Source organism: Metalysinibacillus jejuensis (assembly GCF_003057615.1).
Classification (GTDB): Bacteria; Bacillota; Bacilli; order Bacillales_A; family Planococcaceae; genus Metalysinibacillus; species Metalysinibacillus jejuensis.
Map to the genome: position 1 here is coordinate 1 of NZ_QAFW01000021.1, position 23,731 is coordinate 23,731.

Genomic DNA, 23,731 nt, shown 5'->3' on the forward strand with positions numbered 1-23,731 from the left:
CAAGTAGGTTATCAAAGGCTCTTTTCACTTTGACAATCTACTTGGGATGTGGAACACTCCATGAATGGTTGTTGTGCAGCAAAAAAACTTAATCTTTTTGTGTCCAAAATCTTGACTTAGATCCAATATTTTATATTTTTAAAAGACGCTCCTACATATATTAAGTTATGTATATTGGTACGATAATAGTGTTTATTATTTTTTCCGTTTAATTTACGAGGGAAATTAGCCAATGAAAAAGGAACATGAATTCCCTTTTTCATTTTCTTTATCCTTTCATTGCTTTGATTTCTTTTTCTTTTCGATTTACCTCTACTCATTTTAAACCTCCTACCCAATTAAATTGTATATATACTTAAAATAATAGAAATATTTTTATTATATTAATGGTAAATAGTAAAAACCAATCGATATTTATCAAGATTATTTAATTTTTTAATCAAAGAGCTTTCTATCTAAACACTTTTAGATATGTTACTTTCTTTTTCAAAGCCAATTAGACTTTTTAATAACATTAAAACATGAAGTAAGCTTAAAGCCATCCATTCATTAATATTCGAATCGCTTAATAACCCATGAGTAAGATTATTTCTAATATTCAAAGCAGCTTTTTCATTTAATATAAATTTTAAGTGGAATATTACATCCTCAGTTAAATATTCTTCTAGTGTAGTTAAAACTCTAGTGAGAGTTATATTTTCAAAGCCTTCATGCTTATTTTGTTCGTATATCGTATGCTCACATTTAGATAAAAAGTTGCGTAATCCATTTTCAATAAGAGGTACTGCTATATAACACATTGAAAAGAAATCTTTATCAAAATATGCCTGAATGACTATAGAAAATGTTTTTTCTTGTCCTTTATACAATGTATTATCAAACAATAATTTTGTTAAGGTTTCAGCATTTAGTTGATGACGATCTTTTAAATTTTCAATCGCAATACTGAAATATGGTAAAAGGACTTGCCAGTAAGATTTCGCCTCATGAAAAAGAGCATCTTCTTTTGTTGATATAGTTTTAGTAATAACTCCATCGCCATTAACAATAGACGTTCCAAAGAACATTCTAGAGAGAAAGTTTCCCTCCCTTTCTTCCATTATCTTTTTAATAATTTCTTTACTTAAAATAAATTGGTTAACTATATTTGAAAGATGAGTGCTAGGAACTTCAGAGGTTACATTTTCGATTAACTGTTGCTTCTTTTCTGTCGTAATCACAAATTCCTCTTCAATTGTAAATATATATTTTTGAAAATCCTCCCCATAATACTGATAGTTCTTTATTGCTCTTTCCTTACGTTCTTTAAAATTATACTTATGGCATAATTGTATCAGACAATCACAATAACGTTGGTTTTCAAATGGATTGCTACTTTGTATATGAGTACTTGCTTCAAGTATGTCTAAGTATCTTTCTTGTTCTTCTGGTTTGTTTTTATAGTATTCTAAAAGAATTTTGATACCGTACTCTAAAGCGTAAAAATCTTTAGTATCCATTCTATTAACTCTCATAATTATTTTATCGATTATCTGTTCTTCTTGTTCGAGACACAGACAAATAGAATGTTTATTAATTAAATTTTTATATGAGAATCCCCATAAACCTATTTTTTTGTCTTCATCTATAGAATCTTCAATATCAATCATTAGTTGAATTAATTTTGGAAATGACGTACTTTTAATTTGCTTTGCTAAGTTCCAAGAGCGATACAAGTAATATCTTAAATAATATGAAAGATTATCATTTGAACTTCTTTTTAATATATATTCTTCTGCTAATTCCAGATAATCAATAATTGCTAATTCACATTTATCTTTAACATTACCATTTGATAACAGACTACGTTTATACTTATCTCTATATGTCCATAAAAGATCATTATAACGCGCACGCATAACTTTATTTTTGGTACTCCTAGAACGTTGTTCAAGATAAATAATCCAATCGTCCAGATTATCAATTATATAATTAGGCTTTCTTAAATTCCCATGAATATCTATATTATGATTTAACACGAAAATTTCAAAAGTATAGTACTTATCATTTTTAAATTCATCATATCTTTCATTAGATTTTATTCTTTCGATACCCTCTAAGTATGCTGTTAATGACACCATTACCTCGTACCTCCCTTCATTATTTTTACTACAATACAATTCTCATAAAAAATATAAATATATCTTCTAATTTAACATATCACATACCAATCAAATTTTGTGTGTTGGATAAATCCAATCATTTTAGGGAAGATTCCATTAGGAAAATACTGGTTTACAAAGCTAAGTATGTAATAATACCAAACGACGTTTTGGTAATGTTTTATTTTATCGAAATAGCTCAGTTTGATTAAATGATATCATAAAATTGAATAAAAATCTTTATATGGTATATATATACAGAAATATATTACTTACGGTATTTTATCTCACTAGCTCCCTACTAATATAAAGGCTTTTGTGCTTGTTATTCATGTTCGTTACTTTACATAAAGTCGTGCATATTTTTAACGTCATAAATCTACATCCCCTTAACCATACCCCTGTATAAAAAAATATATAACTATCCAACACCTTTTAAACTTAAGTGTAAATGTGATAAGAACTATTTTGCAATGTGGTTAATTGTAAGGTATACTTTTAAAAAGTATCGTAAGAGGAGTGGAAGTATGGCGACAACAATTGTAGTAGGAAACTTTAAAGGCGGCGTTGGTAAGACGAAGGTATCGGTTATGTTAAGTTGGGAGCTTTCGAAGTATTACAATAAGAAAGTGTTACTTGTTGATATGGACCCTCAGGGGAATGCGAGCACGCTAATTGCACGCTCTGCAGGCGTTTCTGAACTGAATACGAGTATTTTTGATGGCTTTCAAAAAGGCGATTTAAAGGACTGTATCGTTAACGTGGCAGATAATCTTCATGTGATTCCTGCGCAAGTATCTTTTAAAAACCTGCCGAAGTTCTTATATAGTAAATTTGAAAATGAAATTGACCAAGTCAGCTATTTAAATCAATTATTGGATCCCATTCGTTCGGATTATGACTACATCTTTATTGATGTGCCACCGACGATTAGTGATTTCTCCGACAATGCGATGATGGCTGCCGACTATGTATTAATCATTTTACAGGCACAAGAACTATCGCTTGAAGGCGCAGAGACATATATCAAATACCTGCAGTTCATGGTAGACAACTACGATGCGGATATTCAAGTAGCTGGCGTATTACCCGTACTGTTACGCCCTGGTGGTCGTGTTGATATGTCAACTATTGAACGTGCGAAGGAAATGTTTGGTGAAGATAACGTAATGAAGACTGTCGTTAAGCATTTAGAGCGCTTAAAAGCTTGGGACGTTACGGGTATTACGGATAATGACCAACATGACCGCAAAGCGCATAAAGTATTTACCGATGTGTTGGATGAGTTATTAGAAAAACTTGAAGCATTTGAAGAGGGTGGTAAGTATGAATAAGGAAAAAGGCGGTTTAATTAAAAAGAAAGCACCTATCATGCGCCCTGCTGTAACAGTAACCAAGAAGCAAGATGCTGACTTTGGCTTTGACGTGCCTGTCAAAAAAGAAACAAAGAAATCAGCAACAACACCTGCAGTCGCACCTGTTAAAAAATCAGCACAACCTCTTGTTTCTGTTGACCAATTAAACGTTGGTACGAAGGTAAAAACGAAAAGCGTCAAGGTGCCTGAAATTATCCATACCGAGCTTGGTTTACTAGGGTCATTTACGGATGAATCTAAGACGTATGTCATTTTACAAAAGCTCATTGATAGCTATGTAGAACATGAGTTAACAGATCGCCAGCAGCGCCAATTTAAATTTATGGTTGATGCGTTTCATGAGGAAAAATAACAAATAAAAAAAGAGAACGCATGTACCAAGCAACATGAGTTAAGCGTTTCTATATTGAAATTGAAGAAGCAGCTCATACAGATAAGCAATAATTCAGTTTCCCTTAGTAAATCCTCCACCTAGCATACTTTTGTTAGAGAGGATTTTTATATGATAATAACTAACCTTCGATTTAATACAACAAATGTTGTATTAATAAATAAAGGAGCATTCCTGTTAGAAGAATTTTCGGGGACTTGAAAACAAAAAAGCCCTCTCGTATGATGTTTGAGTGTCAACTAGACAATTGACTCGCACACCTACAGAGAGGACTTACAATCATGAATTTTAATACGAATGAAAAAATTAATCAAGTTTCTGAAAATACGTTAGTCATCGGCATCGACATCGCGAAGCACAAACATTTTGCTTGTGCGGTAGATGATCGTGGTCGTGTGCTCCAAAAATCCTTTCCGATTTTCCAATCGCGCATTGGATTTGAAGCGTTTTACGAACGTCTACTTGCGCTCAAACAGGCGCATGAAAAACAAGAAATCCTTGTTGGTTTTGAGCCAACAGGTCACTACTGGATGAACTTAGCTGCGTTTCTTACACAGTACGGGATTCCGTTCGTGATGGTCAATCCGATGCACGTCAATCGCTCGAAAGAACTCGACGACAACCTGCAGACGAAAAACGACCAAAAAGACGCACTTGTCATCGCCCGTTTAATGCGCGATGGACGCTTCAGCTATCCTCGTATTTTAGAGGGTGTCGAGGCAGAACTGCGTAACGGAGCGACGCTCCGTGCGAAAATACAAGAAGATTTAAATGCGCTTCATAATCGAATGATTCGTTGGTTAGATCGCTTCTTTCCAGAGTTCACACATGTGTTCAAAAACTTTGGAAAGATGGCCTTTGCGGTACTTGAAAAAACGCCGTTACCCATCGATATTCAAGGAAAAACCCCAGAAGAATTACTTTTCCTTTATCGCCAAGTAGAGGGGATGAAAAATCCTCATCTCACGAAAGCTAAACAATTAATCGAGCTTGCGCCACAATCGATTGGACTGCAAGAAGGACTTGTGATGGCCCGATTTGAAATTGCCACACTTCTCACGCAGTATCATATGATGCAAGCACAGCTCGATGATTTATCAAACAAGCTCTCAGAGCTTGCCCATCAAATGACAGATTATGATTATCTCGCATCGGTGCCAGGTATTGGTGACGTGACAATCGTTGAATTACTGTCTGAAGTCGGTTCACTCACGCAATATGAACATCCACGCCAACTCATTAAACTAGCGGGACTTACATTACGTGAAAATTCATCTGGTCAGCAGAAAGGGCAAAAACGGATCTCCAAACGAGGGAGACGCAAATTAAGGGCTCTCCTGTTCCGTGTTATGATGCCATTGATTCGACATAATCCAGCGTTTAAGCAATACCATGAATATTACACTTCACGCACGGTCAATCCACTTCGCAAGAAGCAATCGATTGTCGTGTTATGTGGAAAGCTACTCAAGATTTTACATGCCTTGTGCAAAAAGAAACAGCGATTTAACGAACAACAAATGATGAACGATTTCACCACGCTTCAAGCAGCTGCCTAAGCGTCATTTACGTCCGTCAAAACAAGAGGATGACACGGAGAAGCCGGCACTATTCATCACTTACGACCGTTCAGTGTATTTGAATGAGTCCCTAAAGGAGCATAGCCAGCCTCTGCCTTATGAATAGACCGAACGAAGGAATGTACGCGCAAACAGACGCCTAGAGACATGGGAGGGTCCGTCATCATAAGCAACGCAGAGATCTACATGTGCATCTATATACAGCACAGGATCAGAGGATTCATTACCAATTAATGGTTCATCCTTTAGCGGAGCGTTTGGACTAATTGTAAGAAAAAACAAGAATTACAAAATAACGATAGATGTACGTGTCGAAAAAAATTTTTAAGACACTTAAATATGGCGTCAGCCATTGATACATCAACATTTATAGAGGGAGTTGATAGTATGGTAACAGAGCGTTTTTATACGGTGCAAGAAGTGTTTGACATATTAACAACGAATAAAGTGACAAGCAATATAGAATCTGTACGTCGTTGGCTACGGCAAGGTAAGCTTGTAGGCATCGCACCAAAATCTCGTAAAGAAGGATGGCAGATTCCGCATACTGAATTAATGAAGTTTCTAGACCAGCGCACGCCTAATACAACAAATGTTGCATTAGATGAAGAAGCTGTTCGGGCTGCAATGTGGTTTGAAATCACACGTAAAAATATTTGGGAAGGCTATATTCCTATTACAAAAAGTTTACTGAAAGAAGCAGCATTACACCGTCAATATTCCACGCATTTACGAGAAGAAGTATGGGAGCGATGTGTAAATAATAGTATTGCGTATAAGCAGCCTAGAGTTAACTACTTACTTGATGCCTTTAGTTTCGAAGGGCAACGATTAAAGTTTGACTTGAGCTTTGCGAGCAAAGAAGAACAAGCCATTTATGTAATCTTTGAGTATGTGAAAAAGAATTAATTAATGACAATATTATTAAAAGAAAGAGGAGTAAGTAGCAAGAAGAAAACTTTCAGCACCCTATGATAGAAAATTCAAAGAAGAAGGGAAATTAGAAGTAGACATTGAATATAAGCTGTGTATAAACATTCAAGATATTCCTTCACTAGGTAGAGCTACTCCCTTAACAAGTTTATAAATACCTAGACAATTTGAATTTCTTTCAAATTCAGAACGAAACCACTCTTATTAATCGGAATATTATGTTTAATTAGGCGTAAAACATTTAGCTGACCCTATAACAGAAAGTCCTGTTGAGATGACGACTGATTTTCTAGTATCAACTAATCATCCAACTCAAGTTAAGTATATATTAAAGATTTATTTTAAAATGAAGGAGATTAATATAAATATGCAATATGAACATAGGCTAGTAGCATTCATTGATATTTTAGGATTTAGTTCAATGGTGGAGAAAAGCGTGAAAGATGAGAAATATAGAAATAAAATTTTTGATGCTCTAAAGCAAATTCAAGAAGAAGTAGATTATAACAAGGTAAAAAAGGAAGAAGAGAATAGAGATTTTGAAATGGTTCAATTTTCCGATAGTTTAGTTGTTAGCCAAAGATTTATTAATACTATAAGTTTCTCCGTTTTTATTATGCGAATTAATTTTATTCAAAAAATCCTAGCGGATAAAGGTATTTTAATTAGGGGGGGGATTTCAGCTGGGGATTTATATCATGAAGGTACAATAGCCTATGGTCCAGCATTTATAAATGCTTATAAACTTGAAAGTTCACTTGCAGATTACCCCAGGATAATAATTGATCCTAAAATTATTAATTTTGAGATACTGCCGGAAAATGAGCCTTTGGGCGATGTAAAATTTAATATGAAATACTATATTTGGGAAGGTAATAAAATACCCATAATCTTGAAAGATGAAGATGAGTTATATTTTGTGAATTATTTGTATGGAATGTATGAAGAACCACAAATCGCTAATAATTTACGACAACTTTTAATAAAAGAGCTACAATCACTAAAATGTCATGATTTGAGTGAATTTAAAATTATTAAAAAATTGAAGTGGAATCTTCGATATATCGATTCTTGCCCCTGGAATAAATAATTAGGAGGTAGGGAAATCTCACCTTTCTTCATAAACCTGTATACAGACGTTGTTCTTTATTCTGAATAAAACTAGACTGTAAAAAAGATAGAGAATATAGATAAGTCATATAGCTTTTTAATTTCATACAACAATAAAAATTATGTGCTGCTACCATATTGAAGTTGTTCTTAGCATTTACAAGTAAATATGAATTTAAGTACATAAGAAACCAATTACTATCATTGTATTAGTAAAACCGACATCTTATAGCGTTATCATTCATAACATTAATTGTGTAAAGAACAAACGAATCGTCAGTATGCTGTGACGACAATAAACTTACTTAATAATGAGTAGTATCGGGTAGTCGAAGTAGAAAAAGAATGTCGTTCATTATCCATGTTAATTCTATTTCATCTGATTTATCGATGAACTGAGATAATGCCTTGCAGACTTGCTACTAAATTTAGTAAATGATAGTGGCGCATAATTAAAATTACTATTAGATCATATCGAGAGAAAAACGTAAGAATTCAAAAAGTAAAGCATAGTAAAAAGAACTTGAACATAGAGAAAAATTATTAGTTAAGAAGATATTGGAGGTATAAATGATTCAAATTAAAATGTATCCAGCTAAAAATGGAGATTGTTTTCTCATTTCTGCGGGAAATGAAGTAAAAAAGCACATATTAATAGATTGTGGTTATGTAGAAACTTATAAGAAATTTTTAAAAAAAGATTTATTGGAAATAGCTGAACGTAAAGAAAAGATAAATTTGATGGTTATTACACATATAGATGCAGACCATATTTCAGGCGCTATAAAATTTATAGAAGAGAATAATAGACAAGGGTTTATTGATATTAATGAAGTTTGGTTTAATGCGTATCGGCACTTACAAATTCCTAAAAAAAATAATACTGAACTAGAAGATTCAGAGACAGAGATATTAGAAAGAGAAATAGCTTTAGGAAAATCATTTTTGAAAAAAGCTAATGAAGTAGGGATAGTTAAAAATGAAATAAGCGCAGAACAAGGTTCAACTTTGGGAGGGTTATTATTACAAGGTAACTATAAGTGGAATAGTCTGTTTGGCGGAAAAGCAGTAATGGCAAAGGACACCAAAACTATAAATATAGATGATTTTAAGATTACGATATTATCGCCTAATGAAGATAAGTTAAACAAGCTTAAAGAGGAATGGATTAAAAAGTTAAAAATAAAGAAATGGAATTTCAATATAAATGATAATGAGTTATTTGATGATGCATATGAGTTTATGCAACTAATGTCAGAAGAATTAACAGTAGAAAGTAAGGAAATATCTAAACTCATTCAGGAAAATTCACTGAATAGGTTAGAAGAATATATACATGAGGTTTATCCTAATGATGACAGTGCTAGTAATGGATCTTCGATTGCTTTATTAATAGAGCTTCATGAAAAAAAACTTCTGTTTTTAGGAGATGCACACCCTGATATCATTTATAATAATTTAATGCAAATTAGTGACTGTAAATTTGATGTAGTAAAATTAGCGCATCATGGGAGTTTGAAAAATACAACTAGTGAGTTAGCAAAAATTTTAACTTCTACTAAATATCTTTTTTCAACTAATGGCAATGGTGATAAAAACCAACATCCAGATGTCCAAACTATAGTAAAGTTATTAGCTGCAAATTCAGACTCTAAGAAGCAATTATACTTCAATTATAAAACAGAAAATTCGAATTTTTTCAAAAATACTGAACTGAAAGAAAAATACAATTACGAAATCTTTGAAGGAAATGGTGAAGAAACGCTAGTAATTAAACTATTGGAGGACTAATATTGAAATTTAAACATAGATTTTCTATACCAAAAGTAAAATGTAAAGAAGATATTTCAACAGGTTTTTTAGTTTCAGAGGACAAAGTTATTACAACTGTACATTCTCTAAAAGAATATCTTTGGGATAAAGAAAATTTAATAGAGATTATTTTTAAAGATAAGGACGGTAACAAAATTAGTAGAACTGCAACCCCCATTTTACCTAAAAACGAAAGTATAGAAAATTTTGAAATAATCGCATTAAAACTGAATGAAACTATTGAAGATATAAATTACTTAGAATGTATTAAGTATACATTTGAAAGTATAGAAGATGCTTCTACGTATGGCTATCCAGCAGTTCGACAAAATGATGGTACGTTAATTGAAGTTAAGGTTCATGGATATCTTAACAACAGAGATTTGGACATTGTTGTTAAAGATTCAATTCGAGATTATCAAGGCTGTTCTGGTGGACCACTTATTTATAAAAATTTTGTTGTCGGAGTAGCATTAGCAGAAATATCTGAAAGTGGTACTCCTAGCCGTATGAATTTTGTGAATTTAATTAAATATGAACAATATTTCAAAGAAATTGGTTTAGAATTATTTGAACAAGCTTCTGATATTTATAAATTTGATGAAAATTTAATAAACTGCACTAACCCTAAAATTTCTTTGAGCTTTTTTGATTACGGAGAAAAAGAATTCGAGCAGAATTTTTTGAAAATGCTAAGCACTCAAAAAACTATATATTTACAAGGTAAAACTAAAGAAGAAGTAATAGGCTATGCTCTATACATCATTAAAAATAAGGCTCGACATTTTATTCCAAAAGTAATGATAGTGGATGGATTAGAAAAGTGGAATGAATTACATGGTTATTGTGAAGATAAAATTTTAATTCCAAACTTTAATGCTAATGAAATAACAATAATTCCCAATAATATCAATATTATTTTTTATGGAGAACAAGACTTCGTGGGTAATAAAACCCCTTTAAAACTAAAGAAACGGACTTTACGTAATATGAGTGGTAAGTTAAATAGAGAAATTGATGACTTAACAAAAGCTAATCAATTAGTGAGTGAATGTAATGGATTATACTCTATTTTTAAAAGGAAAATATTTGAGGGGAAAAGCGGAAAACCAAGGTGGGAAAAACATAGTGAATTAGACTTATTGCCTGCTCTATTAGGGGGTTCGTGGAAAAATAACACTAAGGACAACTCATTTATAGAACAGTTAACTAACATGAAATATGAACAGTATATAGAGTCTATTCAAAATGTTACTAATGGTGAAGATCCATTTATTTTACACTATAACACGGGCTATGAAGATATATTCAAATTAGCAAATGTTGAAGAGTGCTGGGAGATTTTATTCCCTAAAATTACTCAAGAAAACCTACAAGCTTTTAAAACGTTAGCTTTAGAAGTGTTAAGTGAAACTCCAGCTAAGTATGATTTACCAGTAGATGATCATTATCGCTCTAGTGTACTAACTCAAGAAAATATAGAGTACTCTAGCACTTTGAAGAAAGGAATAATTAAATCACTAATATTTATTGCTTTAAAAGAAAACGGTTTTACATCTGACAACCAACTATTTGTAGATAACATTATAAAAGAAATATTTAGTCAAACTAAAGAATCAAAACAATGGTTTGCAATAGCAGAGCTTTTACCGTTACTTGCAGAAGCATCACCACTAACTTTTATTAATTGCTTAGAAAAAGAAGTTGATAATTCTAAATCTAAAATATGGGATTTATTCGAGAATACAGGCGATATTTTTTGGGGGAGAAATTATTATACACATGTATTATGGGCCCTTGAAAAGCTACTTTGTTTAGAAAATACAGCGCTTGAATCTATAAAAATCCTAACTAAACTAGCTGAAAAAAAAATAGATTATAAAATTTCAAACAGTCCTATCTCTACATTATATCAAGCATTATTAGGATGGAAACATCAGATTAATGTAAGTATTCAAGAAAAAAGTGAATTAGTTGAGTATATTGTTGAGAATAGTTCTATTGGTTGGGAACTTTTAAGACAAATTTTACCTGGTAGATATAATAATGGCTCAGTTTTAAGTATGACTTATTTCAAATATAGACCTTATGAATTTCAATATAAATTAGAATATAATAATCAATTATTTCAAACTTATAAGACATACACTTTTATAGCAATAAACGCTGCTAAGAATAATTTGGATAATTGGGAGGTTATATTTGATAAATGTTTATTTATTGAACTGGAGCTTTATGATTTAGTAAAAGAAAAGTTATCTCAAGCGCTTATTAATAATAAATCAGATGAAGAAAAATATAGTCTAAAAGAAAAATTAAGAGGTATTATATATCGACATAGATTCTATAAAGATTCGGAGTGGGCTTTAAGCGAGGATAATGTCGAGAAAGTTGAGGAACTATTTAATTTAATTACTTTTGAATGCGACATATTTAATTATTTGTACATATTTACAAATGAAAAATTAGTTGATTTAAACCCTACTCCATATAATATAAATTTAAAAACGGACTGGAGCGGAGAAAGAAAAAAGTTAAGGGAAGAACGTTTAAGACGTTTAAAATTAATTATTAAGAATCAAAATGGCTCTATTTGGAATTTGGTTAAACTTCTAAAAATTTATGATAAAACACAATTTTCTCAACGTGCTATTGGAGAAATTTTAGCTAGTGATATAGATGGATATAATTTGAATTTTAAAATCTTAAAAGAAGCTTCGGAGAATTCATTTGAAATACTCCTTATCTCTTATATAGAAACAAACTATAGTCGAAATGGATTCAAAGCAATAGAAAGTGCGTTAGATGTTTTTAAAGACAACGATGAATTAGTTATTTCTATATTGAAAGTTGCACGTATTGATAGAAAATTTTTAGGAATATTAGATTCTTTATCTGGTAATATAAAGGTTAAATACTGGAGAGACTTTACTATTAATTGGGACATAATTGATGATTCAGTCAAAGAGGTAGTATGGGCAAAACTTGTAGAATATAAAAACTTTAATGCCCTGTTAAAAATACTAGATTTATATTTCAAAAAAGATTTAGAAAAGAATCTTCTATTATTAGAAGAAATATTATCAAATCAAAATACTTTTGCAATAAACAGTCATAATAGTTATTTAATTATCGAGGTGTTTCAAAATATTTATACAGAGTCCAATTCAAATATTGAAAGCAGTCTCTATTTGAGGATTTGTCATTTAGAATGGGCATATTTTAGTTTATTAATTGATCAATTACCTCCGAAATATTTAATGGAGGAACTTAAGACTGATCCTACATTATTAGCATCATTAATTCAAGCAGCCTATAAATCTTCTATAGATGACAGTGATATTGATGAATTGAAAAAAGAGTTAGGAAAACAGGCATGGAATATCTTATTTAAGTTAAAGTTTTGCCCATGTGTAGATAAAAATAACGATATTTCAGAAGAGAAATTAGAAGCATGGATTAAAATATTTTTAGAAGAAATTGATAAAAATAGTCAGGGTAAAATAGGAAGACAGATTCTAGGTGAATGCTTTGCATATTCTCCTAGAAATAGCGAAGAAATATTCCCACATAGAGCCGTATGCACAATGTTTGAAAAATATTACACGGAAGAAATAGGTAAAGGGTTTGTATTGGGGATTTTTAATAGTAGAGGTGTTTATTGGGGGACTAGTGGAAGAGAAGAATTACATCTAGCAACTAAATATGAAAATTATGCAAGAAAAATTAGAATTAAATTTCCTAAAGTATCATCCGAGTTATTAAAGATATCAGAGGATTACAAGAGACAAGCTTTCCAAGAAAGGGAGCGTACTTCTTATGACTTATAAGGGGGCGTTCTAACATTTAAATGAAATAGGGCATGGTGGCAAGTGTTTGGTAGTGACCCCTTAAAGTTAGATTTTTTATTATGCAGCTAATTGGTTGGCATGCGTTCGATATTGTATCGGACTCATGCCGGTCAGTTTTTGTTTAATACGCTCGTTGTTATAGTAGTGAATATATTTTTCAATTTTCTTTTTTAACACTTTATATGAAACGATTTCTTCTCCGTAATACATTTCTTGTTTGAGTAAGCCCAAGAAGTTCTCCATTGCCGCATTATCTGCACATGTTGCTTTACGAGACATGCTTTGGAAAATCTTGTTCTGCTTTAATGCTTTGACCCATTTTTTATGTTGATAGTGCCAACCTTAATCGGAATGGGGGCCGTTCGATAGTTTGCACGCTCTTGAATGACGAAAAGAGCTTGGTCCAATGATGCTAGTACAAAATCGAGTGTCGGGCGCTTGGCCATACTAAATCCAATAATTTCACCGTTGTATAAATCCATAATCGGACTTAAATATAAGTAAGCGCCAAATATAGCGCACCTTCAACGAATTCAATGGACTGTATTTCGCAAGTTAAATTTGAGCCAATTGTTAATTAAAATGTGAGCCACTAAAAGTTGCTTTGTTCCATCCATTCTTTCGTTTCTAAAATCCGATAAGATCCACCAATCATATTGATAATATGCGCGCGATGCGTGAGTCGATCGGTTAACGCTGATGTTAAAACGGGATCATGGAAGACCTCTTCCCAGCGTTCAAATGTTAGATTACTTGTAATAATCGTTGCTGCTCGACCGGCACGTAACGATAAGTGCGTAAACAGAAGCTCTGCTCCTTCTTTATCGAATGAAATGTAACCAAGTTCGTCAATGATGACTAAATCATACTTTTCAAATTTCAGTTCAAACGAGCGTAACGTTCTTGCAGAACGGCTTTCCTTTAATTGATTCACAAGTGAGGCTACACTCGTAAAATACACTTTATAGCCTGCCAAACAGGCCTCGATTCCTAACCCAATCGCAAGATGGGTTTTGCCAGTACCAGGTGAGCCAATTAATAACACATTCTGCTTATCCTGAATAAACTTTAGCTCTTTCAAATGAGGAAGGCGAACCGCCGCATTTTGCGGCAGTGCCTCTACATCTAATTCTTCTAACAGTTTTTTCTCTGGAAAGTTGGCTAATCGAATTCGATTAGCTTTTGCCCGTACGTAACGGTCCTCCATTTCCTGTTTTAAAGCGAAATAAAGAAAGTCAGCTGGCGATGTATGTTGTTCAAATAGGGCTTCCTGTTCAAGTAAAGAACGAATACTTGGTAAACGTAATGCTTTGCACATTTCAATCATTTCTTTTTGCTTGTCCATTAATGAATCACTCCTGTTCCTTTAGAATGAAATAACGCTGCTAACGAAGATAGATTATCTAAAGATTGACTGGTGACATCATCTTGGTCAGTTAGAACCGTACGTACTTCAGCTGACTGTTCTGCTAAGAAAATGATTTTTTCAGTTGTTAGTTGAACCAAAGGGTTCTTTTCTAGTTCAGTAATGACTTCTAATACTCTTGCTAGGCAATCTCGTTCTTTGGTATAAACAAGCAGCTCTAGAAAATCTTTTTCATTTCCTATATAATAACGGTGGTAGATATTTTTTATTTGTTTTGGTGCTTGGCTCAAACATTCACTTTGAGCTAAAGCACCTTTTTTCTTTTGCAGCGTGTTTAAATAGTGGTAAATATTCATCACCCAGGCATGCACTTGCCAGCTTCGTTTATGCTTTGCGATGCATTCTCCTTCGCTAAACAGAAGCACTTCCTCAGCACGAGCTTTTAACTTAATATATTCGCCTACATGCCCCTCGGGTACAGAATATCGGTTGTGACGATAAATAACAGTACTATATTTATCCACTCGTAGTTCTACTAATTCTGCAGGATCGAATGGTGCAGCTGTTAAGCTGCCAGCGCGTTCAGCTTTTTCTTCCAACATCAATTCATGATGTGTTTTCTCTTTCAAATAATGGGGACGATGATTTAATTTTTCGATGATCGAAACTAAATATTCCTGTGCCTCTTCTAAAGAAGTAAACGTATCACGGTGCGCAAATGCTTTCCGGCGTATATATTCTACACTCCGCTCTACATGGCCTTTTTCATTGCCTTTACGAGGCTGACAAAGTCGAATCTGAAAATGATAATGCAAGGATAAACTTTTCATACCGTCGGTAATAAAGCGGTCGTAACCAATAAAGTTTTTGACGACGGTACGCATATTGTCGTATGTAAAAACATTCGGTACGAAGCCCAAGGCTTCAATACATTTTACGTGTGCGTCCTGTAAACAAACCATTGTTTCCGATTCATAGATTCGGGCATAACGATCATTGCTATAAGCTAGCGTAAACACAGCCATTGAAAGGCTTCTTAGCTTGCCATCAATGAATAATTTTACTTCTCCCCAATCAAACTCAATTTCACGACCAGCTGTTGGCTCTTGACGAATGAAGACTTCTTTTTCCTTCTTTTCCTCACGATTAACGAAGTTGCGAACCGTAGTGTAGCCAATTTTGAAACCTTCGTCTAAAAGTTTTTCATGTATATCAATAATCTTTAATTGTTGCTTATGCATATTCACTTCACGCTTATTTTTGTTCTGTTTCATCATTTCGCGAATACGTTTCATCACTGTATTTGTTAAAGCTCTCTTTTTTCCATTACGCTTTTTATATGCCGGAGGCGTAACGTAATTATCTGTGATGGGTAAATTCCTTGTGTCTTGTTGTCTAGCTGCTAAATCTTGCTCAATGTATTTTTTTACGGTATTACGAGACATTTTGAGCTTTTCTGCAATTTGACGTTGACTCATATTGTGCTGATAGTACTCAATCAGTACTAACTGCTTTTTCTCCAAACTGATCACCTCTATATCCTCCTAACTTTTTTACAGTTAGGATTATTTTGATAGAAAGTGGCTCTCATTTCAATTGCGTTGATGGCTCATTTTTAGCTTAACAAAAACAATGGACATGAGACAATCGTGAAAATGAATGAAGTTGGAGGTTTTTTTATGAAACGTTCTGAACGCCAGTTGATGTGGCAATCTCGTATTCAAGCGTAAGCGTCAAATATAATTTTTCATATCATTGGTACATTTAAACTCCGTTACGTCCCTCACTGCTTTTTGAAGAGCGTATGGCGTATTGAAACGACGATTCAAACGATTCTTCGCCACTTTTCCAACCGTTCCTTTATACGATTTATAACGAGATTTGCGGACGAACTTCTCACACTTCAAATTCATTTCCTGCATGAGACGCTGTACTTTTTTATGATTAATTGTGTACCCTTTCCCTTTCAATTCTGCATGAATACGAGGATAGCCATCGTTCAATCACAGACTTAGATGGAATTGAATATTTTTTTGCTAACGACTGAAATCCTAATAGTCCTTTTACATACTCCTTCACAATCTGTAACTTGAATTCATCGCTATATTTTGACATAGAAAAACACCCCAAAAGTTAGTTTTAACTCTAACTTTTGGGGTCCAGCACCTTTGTAGAATAGTTACCTCCTGTTTCTTAAAGCTTTTTCAACCTTAAACAAGCATGTTTTTTTAAGTTTGAATATGATATACTATAAAACGTAAGTTCTCATATTTGTATAAAATATTGACGAACGAAGAATTTTTAAAATAAAAATATTACCATTTAAAAGTCTTCGGAAGTGAAAGGGTTATGTACAATGCAAGAAACACTATTTTCTTTGCAGCGATATAAAATGATAAAAGAGAAGGACGAAACGATTCGTCAAGTCCAACAACAAAAGCTAGCGCAATATGAGCCTGACTTTAAACAGTTTAAAAGTTTTAGTGAGGCGCATGGCTTACCTCTCACTTTTGAGACACTCGAATTGTACCTTCATCAGCTTATTACGCAGCAGCACGTGCGTTTATCCACTTTCAATCGACGTTTAGCGGGCGTAAAGTATTGGTTAGTGCATGAACATGGATTTCAATTCACCTCAGCGCATGAAGCTAGTGTGAAATTACTGCGTAGTTTATATGACCAGGAGGCGTATATGCGCTTAAAGCCGATGCGAGGGCAACGTGCAGAAAAACAAAGCGATGTGCTACGGCTCATTGATCGCTATGCTACGGATAAAAAAAGTGATATTCGTAAGCGAGCGATTTGTTTGGTCAATTTGATTACAGCCAACCGTCCGTCGGAAATGGTTCGGTTGAAGGTAAATGATTTTGATTTAGCTAATCGCACTGTCCAGGTAATGATGGTAAAACAGGGAGAAATGAAAGAAAAACGCCTGACACTAGAGTGTGTACAGGCGATTCAAAACTATGTGGTAGCATGTGAGCTGTTACCTAATGATTATTTTGTTGGTGCAGCCGATAAATGGGGAAATCATACGAGCCGTCAGATTAGTGAAGTGAGTTATAACCAAGCGATTCACAGTTGGTTAGGCTTTGCACCGTACACGTTCCGTAAAACGCAAATTACAGCCATGTACCAAAAAGGTGCGGATATCCCGACGATTGCCAAGCAGTCTGGCCATAAATCACACCAAACCATTATGGAACATTATATTAAGTTGAAATCGGATGATGTGGATCGTTATCTATAATTCAGAAAAATTTTCAACAGCACAAAAAATAAAAACAGAAATTTCTAGATGAATTTCTAAGTTTAAGGATGAAAAACATGTCTCTAGACATTGCTTTAAAATATAACTACAATAATAAAGTTTGGATTTATCACTCTAATTCTTTAGAGTTATTAAAAAGTTTTAATGATAATAGTATTGATTTAATAATTGCAGACCCTCCGTACTTTTTATCAAATGATGGAATTTCATGTAGTGGTGGAAAAATGGTCTCGGTTAATAAAGGCGAATGGGATAAAGTCAAAGATATTTCTTCAGAAGAATTCTATTATTTGTTTTTAATAGAAGCTAAAAGAATAATTAAAGATACAGGAAGCATATGGGTTTCAGGAACTTTTCATAATATATATCAAGTAGGTTATCTAATACAAAAATTAGATATGAGGATTCTCAACAATATTACTTGGCAAAAAAGAAACCCACCACCTAACTTAAGTTGTAAAATGTTTACACATAGCACAGAGACGATTATTTGGGCCTCTAAAAACAAAAAAAGTAAGTATATTTTTAATTATGATGATATGAAAAAAGAGAATGAAGGCAAGCAAATGAAAGATGTATGGGCTTTTAGCCTCACTAAGAAGTCAGAAAAGGCATTTGGAAAGCACCCCACTCAAAAACCTTTAGAACTCTTAAAACGAATGATTAAAGCATCTTCTAAACCTGACGATTTAATTTTAGATCCTTTTTTAGGAAGTGGAACTACTGGAGTTGCCGCTATTGAGCTAAACAGACGTTTTATCGGCGTTGAAATTGAAGAGGAATATGTAGACTTAGCAATTAACAGAGTTAAGGATACACTGCAAAAACAGGAGGAATAGCAAATGGCAACCCCATTTATTAAATGGGCAGGCGGAAAATCAAGATTAGCGCCTACCATCATAAATAGAATAGAAAAATCTATAGGTTTCAACAATATTGACCATTATGTAGAAGCTTTTACTGGAGGTGGGGCTTTATTTTTCAAGTTAATAGAGAGTTATGAATTTAAATCAGTGACTCTAATTGATATCAATATTGAACTTATAAATAGTTATAGTGCGATAAAAATAAATCCTTATCTACTTATAGACTTAATGGACGATTTGCAAAATCAATATAACACTCTAGAAAGTGATGAAGAAAAATCTTTATTATTTTATAAGATAAGAGAATTATTTAACGCTATAGAAGATAAAGAAATATTATTAACAGAGGTTGATTATCTACGTGCAGCTCAGTTTATTTTCTTAAATAAAACTTGTTTTAACGGTTTATACAGAGAAAACAGTAAAGGGAAATATAATGTTCCCTTTGGAAAACGAAAAGAAGCTAATATCTATAATAGAGATAATATCTTAGACATTCACTCCTTACTAAAGAACGTAAACTTAGTATGTGGTGATTATAAGTTAGCAAAAAATAATCTCCAACCTGGAACTTTAATATATTTCGACCCACCATACCGTCCGCTAACGGGCACCGCTGCATTTACAGCCTATTCGAAAGATGGTTTTAATGATAATAACCAAATAGAACTTGCACAGTTTTGCCAAGAAATTCATAAGGCAGGAGCTTACTTTGCTTTAAGTAATTCAGACCCCTCAAATGGGAAAAAGAATTTCGAAGAATTAGATGACTTTTTTGATGATTTATACAAAGGGTTTGAAATTCATCGGATTTATGCGTCTCGTACTATTGCAGCAAAAAGTACTAGCAGAAATGCCGTTACAGAAGTATTAATATTAAACAGTCCAAGTTATAATGAGAGAGAATACTATGATGGTTTTAATCAAGAAGATTTAGCATTTAATAATTATTTGGAGGATATGAATTTGAAAAACTTTGAAATGTATCAACAATTAAATAAAGATAAACAATTTAATCTTTTGATGGATACACTTAGTTTAACTAATAGAACCCCAGAGTACTATGTAAACTGGACCAAAGCAGAGGCTAATACGCGTTCTTTAGAAATATCATTAAACACTATGAATTACCTAATTGGAAAAGAAAATATTTATGAAGAAACACTAGGTTTGTTTATCCAACAACCACAACTCATAAGAGTCATTCCAACACTCTTAGCAATCCGTGATGAAAAGTTTGAAGTATTACGAATTAACGAGCAATCAGAACTACTATTCGAAAACTTAGATTTCAAAAATTTGGATACAGGAAATATTGCAAAATATGTTGACTTTGCAAACGAATCGGGATTATTATCATTTTTATCTCAAAAAGCTACTAAAAGTTTAGTTGATTACGTATTTGGTGTAGAAGTAGGTTTAGATAGTAATGGACGTAAAAACAGAAGTGGAACTTTTATGGAAAACATAGTGGAGGAAAAAATAGCAGCTATTTGTGAAGAAAAAAACTTGGAATACTTATCACAAGCAAATGCTATAAAAATTAAATTAAAGTGGGATATAGATGTACCATATAAAGAATCTATGAGAAATCATGACTTTGCTATTTTTAATCCAAATACAAGAAACTTAACAATCATAGAAGTCAATTACTACGGCGGTGGCGGATCTAAATTAAAGTCTGTTGCTGGAGAATTTGCCGAACTTAGTGCCTACTTAAATATTCAAGCACCTAATATCCAATTTGTTTGGATTACAGATGGACAAGGCTGGCACAGTGCTAATAGACCACTTAGGGATGCTTTTGAAGAAATAGACTATATAATAAACTTAAAAATGCTAAACGCTAAATATTTAGATTCAATTTTAACAATATAAGAAACTAGGGAGTGCTTAACACAGCTCTGTTGTAATCTTACCTATGGATTTTGTTATATTAATAGATATTAGTTTTTCCACAAAAAATTAGAGCCTTAGAAAATTTACGCATCATAAATTTTCTAAGGCTCTTCATCTATGAAACAGGTTTTATCTACATTCACCCTTCTGTTGTTTCTTATAGATTACTAGAGCCGTATACCAATCGTGATTATTCACCACTAGTTTAATATCAATCACTTCTTTGTTTAAAATAAATGAATTAATTTTTTGTTTTAATTCGCTTGAATTACCCTAGTGAAAAATTTCAACTTTAATATAGTCCCCTCATGAATAGCTAACCTAATCACAACATCTTTTCTTTGTTGACAATCTATCTCACTAATTTCTCTTAAAGCTTTCAGCCTTTTTTCCCAAGAATTTTTATTATTAGCTCATATTGTTCCTCATTGCACTAACCTCTTTACTTAATACCTTGCGCGACAAGTTAAACATTGACTTTGGTCTCTTTGCCATGTAGTAATGCGACCCTGTTCTCCATAGTCAAGGGGGGATTTATCTAGCCCACAAGCAGGACATCTTTTAAGTAGTTGAGAGCCATCACATCCAACTAAATTCGTTACACGATGATTATTTGCATCATATCCATTAGTTTTCGGAAATGTACAATAGATAAGACCTCTTTCCCCTGGAAAACAACCACTTTGTTCCGTAGTACCATCTTGATATGTAATTGTAATAATGCGATCAAATTGAACTGGTAAATTAGTGCGCATATCATTCACTCCTCCTTTATTGAATATAGTTTCTCAGAATAAAATACCTATTCTAATGAATAATATATAAATATTATGGCGTATATTCAAAGAAACTAAGTTTTATAATATAATCTTACTTATTTTTAAATATACATTCGTTTGTTACCCTTATGTTTTATCAATATCAAATATGTAAAAAATCACCTATTCAAATAGTATCATTAGACAGTACTATTTAGCAAACATTAAAACAACCGACTTACTTCTAACTAAGTTGGTTGTTTTAGTTCTATAAATTTTAGTTTCTTACATCATAAACCCTTTCTCACGTAGTGATAAATAGCGATGGTTAGAAACGATAAGATGGTCGAGTACTTCGATACCTAGTAACTGGCCCGATTCGACTAAGCGCTTAGTTACTTCGATATCTTCAGGGCTTGGCTCAACATTAGAACTCGGGTGATTATGAGCAATGATAATGCTTGCGGCATTTTGCATAATTGCCGTTTTGAACACTTCACGAGGCGACACCATGCTTGAATTTAATGTGCCGACATGGCAACGGTGTAAGGATAGCACTTCATTTTTAACCGATACACAAGCGACTAAAAAAACTTCTCGGTCCTCATCACCGATAAAGCGCATTGCGAGTGCACCAAAATCACCAGGGGTGCGGATGGTATAGCTTTCTAGCTTTTCAGCAAGGTACTTCTTCGGTAATTTGCGACGTTCAGCTTTAAGGCGGATAATTTCATACACAGGCGTAAGGGACATGGCTTGGTTGGTTGTGTTTTGTTTTGTCATAATGTTTTCCTCCTTTGTTTTTTGATGGCTTGAGCCACCAACTGAAGTCGGAAGGCTGAATTTTTTCCGATTTCTTAGGAGCCACCGAATGGCTGCATCAAGCGTAGGGCAAGGAATTGCCTGCAATAGCTCAAAATTTTTTGTAGCAAAGCGCACTCAACAAAAAAATTTGACGTTCCTTGCGCTAGGATTGCCCGCACTTAGCGAGCGGTAGGTTAGGCAGAATCTGACCTACAGCTCGCTTAGTGCGGTTGCTAGCTATTAAAGTGGCGAAAGAAATCGAAAAAAAGCAACAAAAAAGAGACTGCCCACGCAGTCTCTACCTCTTGCCCTTATGCTTTTCGCCTCGTTTGGTATGGCGCCCCAGCGCAAATTCAACAGGAATCTAGGCGCTGTAGCTACAAGCGTATAGCGCCTGATTATCGGGGAATTTAATGCCAAAGCGACACGTACCCCCTCAAACCAAGCGTCTTGTGCTGGCTATGAGGGGGTAGTGGATGGCGCTTAAATTTATTTTTAAAAAAATTTACTACTTTTAGTTAGAACCTCTCGATTTTAGACACGTATTGATTCCAGCCGACTATCTTTTTTTCTTATAAAAAAATCTATAATGAAGAACAGAATAGAAAATAAAGCACCAAAAAACGTTATAGGATGTGTCATCACGTTAACAACATTTAATTCGGAAAAAGGTTGATATTCGAAAAACAAACTGTAAAGAAGTATAAAGCCTACTCCAAAAAAAATATGAAATCCAAAAGAAATAGAGTTCCTGTGTTTTTTCACTTTTTTACTTATTCCATCAGCAATTAAAGAGGAAATAATACCGTAGACAAAGACAATTGGGACTACAAAAATCGTATAACCTAGTATTACTGAAAATAGTTCTCCTTCCAAAGCGTTTCCAGAAATGTATTCAAAGATTGTTAAACTTACGATTGCCAATAAAGAAGTATAAAACGCAGTCAAAACTTTTCTAAATAACATTCCCTCGCCTCCAACGTTAATAACCAAATACAGCAAAATTGACCCTTTTGTTGAACAACCACTCTTATTTTCAATGAATTATATGTATCCGACCATCTTCAAAAATTTCCACTGGCTGATAACTATTCATAAAATCCAACGCATCGACCATGAAACTATCTTTCAGCATTTGCTTTTGTCCATTTTCAAAAGCTTTTCTGTCAAATATCAAACTATAAAAGTAAACCTTTTAATCGCCAATGACCTCAGAACTCATCATCACAAAATGATTACCGTACTTATTTTTAAAATATTCACGGGCTAATTCGTGGCTAGTAAATTCGGGGATTTCGGATTCTGCTTGTCTGCTAATCTTCATTTTTCATGACCTCTTTATTAATCATTTTTTATATAATAATTTTGCCTATTCCAATTCCACATTGCTGTAACTGTATAGCCTTCATCTTCTTTTTCATCATTTACTTTTATCAAATCGCCATCTTCAACATCATCTAAATTTAATTTCTTATGCATTTCTTTCAGCAAACCACCATAAGAAATTAATTTTTTGTAGGAAAGAGCATTCTCTAAATCTTTCACCATTTGTATATTCTCAGGATTCGCTTAA

Annotated in this window: 20 protein-coding genes; 10 read left to right on the forward strand and 10 right to left on the reverse strand. The window is 33.3% G+C overall.

The features are described from left to right. Nucleotides 1-116 precede the first annotated feature (116 nt). Nucleotides 117-320: a hypothetical protein gene (locus DDE80_RS08210; protein WP_108307184.1), complete on the reverse strand. Its 204-nt coding sequence runs from the start codon at nucleotides 318-320 to the stop codon at nucleotides 117-119. A gap of 135 nt (nucleotides 321-455) precedes the next feature. After that, nucleotides 456-2,120: a DUF4209 domain-containing protein gene (locus DDE80_RS08215; protein WP_108307185.1), complete on the reverse strand. Its 1,665-nt coding sequence runs from the start codon at nucleotides 2,118-2,120 to the stop codon at nucleotides 456-458. Nucleotides 2,121-2,668: 548 nt separating this feature from the next. Here DDE80_RS08215 and DDE80_RS08220 point away from each other — a divergent pair. The 7 genes from DDE80_RS08220 (at nucleotide 2,669) to DDE80_RS08250 (ending at nucleotide 13,173) form a co-directional block, all read left to right on the forward strand. Next, nucleotides 2,669-3,475 carry an AAA family ATPase gene (locus DDE80_RS08220; RefSeq protein ID WP_108307186.1) on the forward strand — a complete coding sequence of 269 codons (807 nt, stop codon included), beginning with the start codon at nucleotides 2,669-2,671 and terminating at the stop codon, nucleotides 3,473-3,475. Further along, nucleotides 3,468-3,869: a hypothetical protein gene (locus tag DDE80_RS08225; RefSeq protein ID WP_108307187.1), complete on the forward strand. Its 402-nt coding sequence runs from the start codon at nucleotides 3,468-3,470 to the stop codon at nucleotides 3,867-3,869. Before DDE80_RS08220 ends, DDE80_RS08225 begins: the two co-directional genes overlap by 8 nt. 320 nt (nucleotides 3,870-4,189) lie before the next feature. Beyond that, nucleotides 4,190-5,467: an IS110 family RNA-guided transposase gene (locus DDE80_RS08230; RefSeq protein ID WP_108307188.1), complete on the forward strand. Its 1,278-nt coding sequence runs from the start codon at nucleotides 4,190-4,192 to the stop codon at nucleotides 5,465-5,467. 408 nt (nucleotides 5,468-5,875) lie between these two features. Continuing rightward, nucleotides 5,876-6,397, forward strand: a complete 522-nt coding sequence (locus DDE80_RS08235; RefSeq protein ID WP_108307189.1) for a MerR family transcriptional regulator — start codon at nucleotides 5,876-5,878, stop codon at nucleotides 6,395-6,397. Nucleotides 6,398-6,788: 391 nt separating this feature from the next. After that, complete coding sequence (locus DDE80_RS08240; protein ID WP_153060884.1) at nucleotides 6,789-7,511, forward strand: hypothetical protein; 723 nt, start codon at nucleotides 6,789-6,791, stop codon at nucleotides 7,509-7,511. Between the two features lie 590 nt (nucleotides 7,512-8,101). Next, nucleotides 8,102-9,322, forward strand: a complete 1,221-nt coding sequence (locus tag DDE80_RS08245; RefSeq protein ID WP_108307191.1) for an MBL fold metallo-hydrolase — start codon at nucleotides 8,102-8,104, stop codon at nucleotides 9,320-9,322. Nucleotides 9,323-9,324: 2 nt separating this feature from the next. Next, the gene (locus DDE80_RS08250; protein WP_108307192.1) at nucleotides 9,325-13,173 is read left to right on the forward strand and encodes a hypothetical protein; all 3,849 of its coding nucleotides are present in this window, start codon (nucleotides 9,325-9,327) and stop codon (nucleotides 13,171-13,173) included. A 78-nt stretch (nucleotides 13,174-13,251) separates the two neighbouring features. Here the strand turns inward: DDE80_RS08250 and DDE80_RS08255 are convergent, their stop codons facing one another. The 4 genes from DDE80_RS08255 to DDE80_RS08270 all read right to left on the reverse strand — a co-directional run bounded on the left by DDE80_RS08255 (nucleotide 13,252) and on the right by DDE80_RS08270 (nucleotide 16,563). Beyond that, nucleotides 13,252-13,473, reverse strand: coding sequence for an IS3 family transposase (locus DDE80_RS08255; RefSeq protein ID WP_108307193.1), 222 nt, complete (start codon nucleotides 13,471-13,473; stop codon nucleotides 13,252-13,254). Between the two features lie 313 nt (nucleotides 13,474-13,786). Next, complete coding sequence (istB, locus tag DDE80_RS08260) at nucleotides 13,787-14,539, reverse strand: IS21-like element helper ATPase IstB (RefSeq protein ID WP_036147267.1); 753 nt, start codon at nucleotides 14,537-14,539, stop codon at nucleotides 13,787-13,789. Then, nucleotides 14,539-16,092, reverse strand: coding sequence for an IS21 family transposase (gene istA, locus DDE80_RS08265; protein ID WP_235612301.1), 1,554 nt, complete (start codon nucleotides 16,090-16,092; stop codon nucleotides 14,539-14,541). The genes istB and istA overlap by 1 nt, the downstream gene beginning before the upstream one ends. Nucleotides 16,093-16,293: 201 nt before the next feature. Beyond that, complete coding sequence (locus tag DDE80_RS08270) at nucleotides 16,294-16,563, reverse strand: IS3 family transposase (protein WP_108307194.1); 270 nt, start codon at nucleotides 16,561-16,563, stop codon at nucleotides 16,294-16,296. A gap of 353 nt (nucleotides 16,564-16,916) precedes the next feature. Here DDE80_RS08270 and DDE80_RS08275 point away from each other — a divergent pair, with 353 nt between their 5' ends. From DDE80_RS08275 to DDE80_RS08285, 3 genes are all read left to right on the forward strand, one after another. Continuing rightward, the gene (locus tag DDE80_RS08275) at nucleotides 16,917-17,810 is read left to right on the forward strand and encodes a tyrosine-type recombinase/integrase (protein WP_108307195.1); all 894 of its coding nucleotides are present in this window, start codon (nucleotides 16,917-16,919) and stop codon (nucleotides 17,808-17,810) included. A gap of 77 nt (nucleotides 17,811-17,887) precedes the next feature. Further along, the gene (locus tag DDE80_RS08280) at nucleotides 17,888-18,670 is read left to right on the forward strand and encodes a DNA-methyltransferase (protein WP_235612302.1); all 783 of its coding nucleotides are present in this window, start codon (nucleotides 17,888-17,890) and stop codon (nucleotides 18,668-18,670) included. 3 nt (nucleotides 18,671-18,673) lie between these two features. Beyond that, on the forward strand, nucleotides 18,674-20,575 hold the full coding sequence (locus DDE80_RS08285) for a DpnII family type II restriction endonuclease (RefSeq protein ID WP_108307197.1): 1,902 nt from the start codon (nucleotides 18,674-18,676) through the stop codon (nucleotides 20,573-20,575). A gap of 467 nt (nucleotides 20,576-21,042) precedes the next feature. Here the strand turns inward: DDE80_RS08285 and DDE80_RS08290 are convergent, their stop codons facing one another. The 4 genes from DDE80_RS08290 to DDE80_RS08310 all read right to left on the reverse strand — a co-directional run bounded on the left by DDE80_RS08290 (nucleotide 21,043) and on the right by DDE80_RS08310 (nucleotide 23,706). Then, entirely contained in the window at nucleotides 21,043-21,360 is a 318-nt protein-coding gene (locus DDE80_RS08290; protein ID WP_201261514.1) for a hypothetical protein, read from the reverse strand. 279 nt (nucleotides 21,361-21,639) lie between these two features. Further along, on the reverse strand, nucleotides 21,640-22,137 hold the full coding sequence (locus DDE80_RS08295) for a JAB domain-containing protein (RefSeq protein WP_235612303.1): 498 nt from the start codon (nucleotides 22,135-22,137) through the stop codon (nucleotides 21,640-21,642). Nucleotides 22,138-22,692: 555 nt separating this feature from the next. Further along, complete coding sequence (locus tag DDE80_RS08300) at nucleotides 22,693-23,124, reverse strand: hypothetical protein (protein ID WP_108307199.1); 432 nt, start codon at nucleotides 23,122-23,124, stop codon at nucleotides 22,693-22,695. 375 nt (nucleotides 23,125-23,499) lie between these two features. Then, nucleotides 23,500-23,706: a protein rep gene (locus DDE80_RS08310; RefSeq protein WP_108307200.1), complete on the reverse strand. Its 207-nt coding sequence runs from the start codon at nucleotides 23,704-23,706 to the stop codon at nucleotides 23,500-23,502. Nucleotides 23,707-23,731: the final 25 nt, after the last annotated feature.

Coding starts and splice junctions, on each gene's coding strand:
- DDE80_RS08280 (WP_235612302.1), top strand. CDS start 17,888: ATGTCTCTAGACATTGCTTTAAAATATAACTACAATAATAAAGTTTGG.
- DDE80_RS08285 (WP_108307197.1), top strand. CDS start 18,674: ATGGCAACCCCATTTATTAAATGGGCAGGCGGAAAATCAAGATTAGCG.
- DDE80_RS08210 (WP_108307184.1), bottom strand. CDS start 320: ATGAGTAGAGGTAAATCGAAAAGAAAAAGAAATCAAAGCAATGAAAGG.
- DDE80_RS08300 (WP_108307199.1), bottom strand. CDS start 23,124: ATGTTATTTAGAAAAGTTTTGACTGCGTTTTATACTTCTTTATTGGCA.
- DDE80_RS08225 (WP_108307187.1), top strand. CDS start 3,468: ATGAATAAGGAAAAAGGCGGTTTAATTAAAAAGAAAGCACCTATCATG.
- DDE80_RS08245 (WP_108307191.1), top strand. CDS start 8,102: ATGATTCAAATTAAAATGTATCCAGCTAAAAATGGAGATTGTTTTCTC.
- DDE80_RS08295 (WP_235612303.1), bottom strand. CDS start 22,137: ATGACAAAACAAAACACAACCAACCAAGCCATGTCCCTTACGCCTGTG.
- istB (WP_036147267.1), bottom strand. CDS start 14,539: ATGGACAAGCAAAAAGAAATGATTGAAATGTGCAAAGCATTACGTTTA.
- DDE80_RS08310 (WP_108307200.1), bottom strand. CDS start 23,706: ATGGTGAAAGATTTAGAGAATGCTCTTTCCTACAAAAAATTAATTTCT.
- DDE80_RS08220 (WP_108307186.1), top strand. CDS start 2,669: ATGGCGACAACAATTGTAGTAGGAAACTTTAAAGGCGGCGTTGGTAAG.
- DDE80_RS08235 (WP_108307189.1), top strand. CDS start 5,876: ATGGTAACAGAGCGTTTTTATACGGTGCAAGAAGTGTTTGACATATTA.
- DDE80_RS08215 (WP_108307185.1), bottom strand. CDS start 2,120: ATGGTGTCATTAACAGCATACTTAGAGGGTATCGAAAGAATAAAATCT.
- DDE80_RS08275 (WP_108307195.1), top strand. CDS start 16,917: ATGCAAGAAACACTATTTTCTTTGCAGCGATATAAAATGATAAAAGAG.
- DDE80_RS08240 (WP_153060884.1), top strand. CDS start 6,789: ATGCAATATGAACATAGGCTAGTAGCATTCATTGATATTTTAGGATTT.
- DDE80_RS08255 (WP_108307193.1), bottom strand. CDS start 13,473: ATGTCTCGTAAAGCAACATGTGCAGATAATGCGGCAATGGAGAACTTC.
- DDE80_RS08230 (WP_108307188.1), top strand. CDS start 4,190: ATGAATTTTAATACGAATGAAAAAATTAATCAAGTTTCTGAAAATACG.